The 6,204-nt window shown below is 71.3% G+C and carries 1 protein-coding gene; it reads left to right on the top strand.

Features of this window, described 5'->3' with window-relative positions; all coding sequences use genetic code 11:
* Positions 1–6,204, top strand: a 6,204-nt coding sequence (locus AC5P1C_RS43280) for a non-ribosomal peptide synthetase (RefSeq protein WP_493871515.1), incomplete at both ends; no start/stop codon positions are given.

Here is a 6,204-nt window from a genome sequence, read left to right as displayed (position 1 = left end):
TACCCCGGTCTGGCAGACGTGTGGCCGCTGACCGCGTTGCAGTCCGGGCTGCTCTTCCACGCCCTGCTCGCCGACGCCGCGTACGACGCCTACCACATGCAGCTGGTGTTCCACCTCTCCGGACCGGTCGAGCCGGAGCGGATGCGCGCCGCGGGGCAGGCCGTTCTGGACCGCTACGCCAGCCTTCGGACCGCGTTCGTCAGCAACACCTCCGGTGAGCGCGTCCAACTCGTCGTCGACGGTGTCCAACTCCCCTGGCAGCACACCGACCTGAGCCACCACGTCGACAGCAACGAGCGTGACGCGGCACTCGAACAGATCCTGGCCGACGACCGCGCCACCCACTTCGACCTGACCGCACCGCCCCTGCTGCGGATGACCCTGGTGACCACGGGCCCGGACCGGGCCGAACTGGTCTTCACCGCGCACCATCTCCTGTTCGACGGCTGGTCGGTCCCCCTCCTCATGGAGGACCTGCTCAGGCTGTACGGTTCCGGCGGAGACCTCGCCGCTCTGCCGAAGGTGCGCGGCTACCGGGACTTCCTGTCCTGGCTTGCCCAGCAGGACCACGACGCGGCCATTCGCACCTGGGGCGAGGAACTCGACGGTCTCGACGAACCCACCCTGCTCGCCCCCGGGGCCAAGTCCGCCGACTCCGAGGACATCGGGCAGGTCGACGTACCGCTGTCACCGGAGACCGCCCGCGAACTCACCAGGTACGCGGCCGAGGTGGGCGTCACCCTGAACACCCTGGTGCAGGGCGTCTGGGCGGTCGTCGTCGGAGAGCTGACCGGGCGCGAGGACGTGGTGTTCGGCGCGACGGTGTCCGGTCGTCCGCCTGCCGTCCCGGACATCGACACCATGGTCGGCCTTTTCATCAACACCCTTCCCGTACGCGTGACGTGCAGTCCTCAGGACACCTTCGCCGAGTTGCTGACGCGGCTCCAGGACCGGCAGGCGGTGCTGCTCGACCACCACCACTACGGCCTCGCACAGATCCAGCAGGACACCGGCCTGAGCACCCTCTTCGACACCGTCGTCGTCTTCGAGTCCTTCCCGATCGACCACGCGGGGCTCGGCGACGCCAACACCGAGGCGGGCGTGGCGATCACCGGCCTCACACCGTTCAGCGGCACCCACTACCCGCTGACCGTGACGGCCGACGCCGACCCGCAGCTGCGCATCGCCCTCCAGTACCAGCACCACCTCTTCGACCACGCCACCGTGGAGGCCATCGCCGTCCGGTGCCTGCGGGTGCTGCACCAGGTCGTCGAGAACAAGTCGATCCGCGTCGCGCAGCTCGACGTCCTGGAGCCCGCCGAGCGGACCAAGGTCGTGTCCGAGTGGAACGACACCACTCACACCACGGCCACCGCGGGCAGCACCCTCGCCGCGGCGTTCGAAGCCCAGGTCGAGCGCAGCCCCGAGCGCACGGCGCTCGTCTTCGAGCAGGACACGCTCTCCTACGCCGACTTCAACGCGCGCGCCAACCGCCTCGCGCACTGGCTGATCGAGCGGGGAGCCGGTCCCGAGCAGCTCGTCGCGATCCGGATGCCGCGCTCCTTCGATCTGCTCACCGCGATCTACGGCGTGCTCAAGACCGGAGCCGCCTACCTGCCGATCGAGACGGATCTGCCCGGCGAGCGGGTCGAGCACATGCTCGCCGACAGCACACCCCTCCTTCTCCTGGACGAACTCCCGGACCTCTCCGGCCCCGATCTCTCCGGATTCCCGGAGACGAATCCCGGCGTGACCGTGCACGAGGACCACGCCGCCTACGTGATCTACACCTCGGGGTCGACCGGGATGCCCAAGGGCGTGGTCGTGTCCCACCGTTCGATCATGAACCGGCTCGCCTGGGGCCACGGCCGCTACGGCATGGGTGAGAACGGCCGGATGCTCCTGAAGACATCCGTCGGCTTCGATGTGTCGGTGCCCGAGCTGTTCTGGCCGCTGCAGGTCGGGGCGGGTCTCGTGATCGTACGGCCGGACGGGCAGAAGGACCCCGAGTACCTGGCCCGGCTGATCCGGGAACAGCAGGTCACCGACGCCGACTTCGCGCCGTCCATGCTGGCGGCGTTCCTCTCCGAGCCGACCGCGGACCAGTGCACCAGTCTGCGCCGCGTGGAGGCCGCGGGCGAGGCGCTCCCCCTGGAACTCGCCGAGCGCTTCGCGCGCACGCTGCCCGGCACCCGGCTGCACAATCTCTACGGGCCCACCGAGGCCGCGGTCGAGGTCACGGCCTGGGAGTGCCGCGAGGAACCCGGCGCCACCGGCGTGCCGATCGGCGCACCCGTGTGGAACACCCAGGTCTATGTCCTCGACTCCGCGCTGCGGCCGGTCCCCCCGGGTGTGCCGGGAGAGCTCTACCTCGCGGGCGTCCAGCTCGCGCGCGGCTACCTGAACCGTCCGGGCCTGACCGCCGAACGCTTCGTGGCGAGCCCCTTCACTCCCGGTGCACGCATGTACCGCACCGGTGACCTGGTCAAGTGGCGGCCCGACGGCGTGATCGACTACCTCGGCCGGGTCGACTTCCAGGTCAAGGTGCGCGGATTCCGCATCGAGCCCGGAGACATCGAGGCGGCCCTTGCCACGCACCCCGGCGTGGACCAGGCCGTGGTGATCACCCGCGAGGACCGGCCCGGCGACCAGCGCATCGTGGCCTATGTGGTGCCCTCCCCCACCGGCTCGGCCACCGCCCGTGAGACGGAGCAGGTCGACGAGTGGCAGCAGGTGTACGACGAGGCGTACGCCGGCTCGGGGACGACCGCCTGGGGCGAGGACTTCACGGGCTGGAACTCCAGCTACACCGGAGAGCCGATCCCGCTGGTGGAGATGCGGGCCTGGCGGGACGCCGCCGTCGAGCAGATCCTCGCCGCGACGCCGCAGCGGGTCCTCGAACTCGGCGTCGGCTCGGGTCTGCTCCTCTGCCACATCGTGCCCGACGTCGCGGAGTACTGGGGCACGGACTTCTCGCCACCCGTCATCGAGCAGCTGAAGGACCAGGTCGACAGGGCCGGCTACACCGATCGGGTCCGGCTGCGCGTGCAGCCCGCCGACGACGCGTCGGGCCTGCCCCAGGAGTACTTCGACACCGTCGTCATCAACTCGGTGGCGCAGTACTTCCCCGACGCCGACTACCTGGACCGGGTGCTGAGCCAGGCCATGGACCTGCTGGCCCCCGGCGGCCGCATCGTGGTCGGCGACGTACGCCACGCGGGCTCGCTGAGCCTGCTGAAGACGGCGATCCACCGAGGCCGGCACCCGGAGGCGGCGGCGTCCGTGGTCCGCGCCGCCGTCGCCCGCGCCGTACTGGTGGAGAAGGAACTGGTCCTCGACCCGGAGTGGTTCACGCGCTGGGCCGACGAACACGGCGCCGCCGGCGTGGACGTACTCCTGAAGCCCGGCCGCGCGCACAACGAACTGACCCGGCACCGCTTCGAAGTCGTACTGCACAAGGCGCCCGTGGACCCCGTCCCCCTGACCGGGATCCCGGCGCTCGCGTGGGGCCGCAGGGTGGACGACTTCACCGGCCTCGACGAGGTGGTCCAGGAGCACGGCACGACGCCGATCCGGATCACCCGGATCCCCAACGCCCGGCTCGCCGGCGAGGTCGCCACCGCCACCGTCCTCGCGGCCGTCGAATCGCCGGTGGCCGGACTCCCGCCCCTGGACCCGCACGAGCTGCGGGAGTGGGCCGACCGGCAGGGCCTTGGCCTGCTGCTCACCCTGACGGCGGGAGTGCCCGAGTGCTTCGACGCCGTGGTCTTCCCCACCGGGGCGCACACCGGACCGACGTACTCCGGAGTGTTCACGCCCACCGGACGCCCCGAGCGGATGCTGGCGAACGACCCGGCCGGAGCACGGGAGATCGGCATCCTCGTCTCCGGACTCCGCGACCACGCACAGGAACGGCTGCCGGAGTACATGGTGCCCTCGGCCGTGGTCGCGATCGCCGAGGTGCCCCTGACCCCCAACGGGAAGCTGGACCGGCAGGCGCTGCCCGTGCCCGACTACGCGGGCGTAGCGACCGGTCGGCCGCCGCGGACACCGCAGGAAGAGGTCCTGTGCGCGCTGTTCGCCGAGGTCCTCGGCATCGACCGGGTGGGCATCGACGACAACTTCTTCGCCCTGGGCGGGCACTCGCTCCTCGCCACCCGGCTGATCAGCCGGATCCGCGCCGAGCTGGGCGCCGAGGTCCCCATCCGCGCGGTCTTCGACCGACCCACCGTCGTGGAACTGGTCGAGCGGATCGCCCCGGGAGCACGGGTCCGCTCCCCGCTGCGCCGGGCGGCACAGCGGCCCGAGCAGCCGCCGCTGTCCTTCGCGCAGCGCCGCCTGTGGTTCATCGACCGGTTCGAGGGACCGTCGGCGACGTACAACATCCCGTTCGTGCTGCGGCTCACCGGCGCACTGGACGTACCGGCGCTGGAGAAGGCGGTCTGCGACGTCGTGTCCCGGCACGAGATCCTGCGGACGCTGATCGCCGAGTCCGCTGACGGAGTGCCCTACCAGCAGGTACTCCCCGCGGAGCCGGCCCCGGTGGAGCTGCACATCGTCGAGTCCGCTCCGGATGCGGTTGCCGACGCCGTGGCAGCGGCCGCAGGCCGGCCGTTCGACCTGGCCACCGAGATACCGCTGCGGGTGACCGTGGTCCGCAGCGCCGCCGACGCACACATGCTGGTCCTCGTGGTGCACCACATCGCCGGGGACGGCGAGTCGATGGGCCCGCTGGCACGCGATCTGGGCACGGCCTACGCCGCCCGGCGCTGCGGTGAGGCGCCCGACTGGCCCGAGCCGCCGGTGAGTTACATCGACTACACCCTGTGGCAGCGGGAGCTGCTCGCCGACGAGGCCGACCCCGACGGCGTCCTCGCCACCCAGCTGCGGCACTGGCGCGACGAACTGACCGGCGCGCCACAGCCGTTGCAGCTTCCCACGGACCGCCCCCGTCCGCCGGTGGCGAGCCGCCGCGGCGACCTGGTGGCCTTCGAGCTCGATCCGGACCTGGTCGCCGCCGTGGAAGAACTCGCCCGCGCACAGGGCGCCACGGTGTCGATGGTCCTGCAGTCGGCGGTGGCGGTGCTGCTGCACCACTTGGGCGGCGGCGACGACATCAGCGTCGGCTCCCCGATCGCCGGCCGCACCGACGCCGCGCTCGCCGAGCTGGTGGGCTTCTTCGTCAACACCTGGGTGCTGCGCGCCGACCTGTCGGGAAACCCGAGCTTCCAGGGACTGCTCGCGCAGGTGCGCGAGAAGGCCCTGGCCGCCTACGAGAACCAGGACGCGCCCTTCGAGCGCCTGGTGGAGCTGCTCAAGCCCGACCGCTCCACCGCCTACCACCCGCTGTTCCAGGTGATGTTCGCCTGGCAGAACATGGCCCGCGAGGACTTCGCGCTGGATGGTCTGCGCGTGGAACTCGAGCACCCGGCCACCGACACCGCGAAGTTCGACCTCTTCTTCAACATGGCCGACATCCCCGGCCTCGGCGTGATCGGTCACCTCGAGTACGCGACGGACCTCTTCGACCGCGCCACGGTCGAGGCCCTCGCGGCCCGCTTTACGCGGGTCGTCCAGCAGCTGGTCTCCAGCCCCGCCCGACCCATCGGGGCGGTCGTGGACACCCTGGACGTGGCCGAACGGGAGCTGGTGATCCACCGGTTCAACGACACGGCCGCGCCGACGCCCGCGGTGACGATCCCGGCCCTGTTCGAGCAGCAGGCCGCCGCCACACCGGACGCGGTAGCGGTGATCTCCGGCGCGACGACGCTCAGCTACCGCGAACTCGACGCGCGCGCAGGCCGGGTGGCGCACGCGCTGGCGACACGCGGAGTGGGCCCTGAGACAGTGGTGGGAATCGCGCTGCCGCGCTCGGCCGACCTGGTCGTGGCATTGCTCGGCGTGCTGAAGGCGGGCGGCGCCTACCTGCCCATCGACCCGAAGTACCCCAGCGCGCGGCTCGACTTCATCCTGTCGGACGCCCGACCCCGGCTCTTCCTGACCGACGCGCAAACCGCCGGGATGCTGCCGGACGACGGAACGCCGCGCCTGCTCATCGGCGACGCCGAGCAGACGGGCCCCGACGCCGAGAACCCGGGCAGCGATACCGGGCAGACGCCGCCGCTACAGCCGCACAACGCGGCGTACGTGATGTACACCTCGGGTTCGACCGGCACCCCCAAGGGCGTGACCGTCACGCACCAC

This window comes from Streptomyces sp. A18, assembly GCF_059026065.1.
This window is presented reverse-complemented; position numbering and strand designations above follow the sequence as displayed.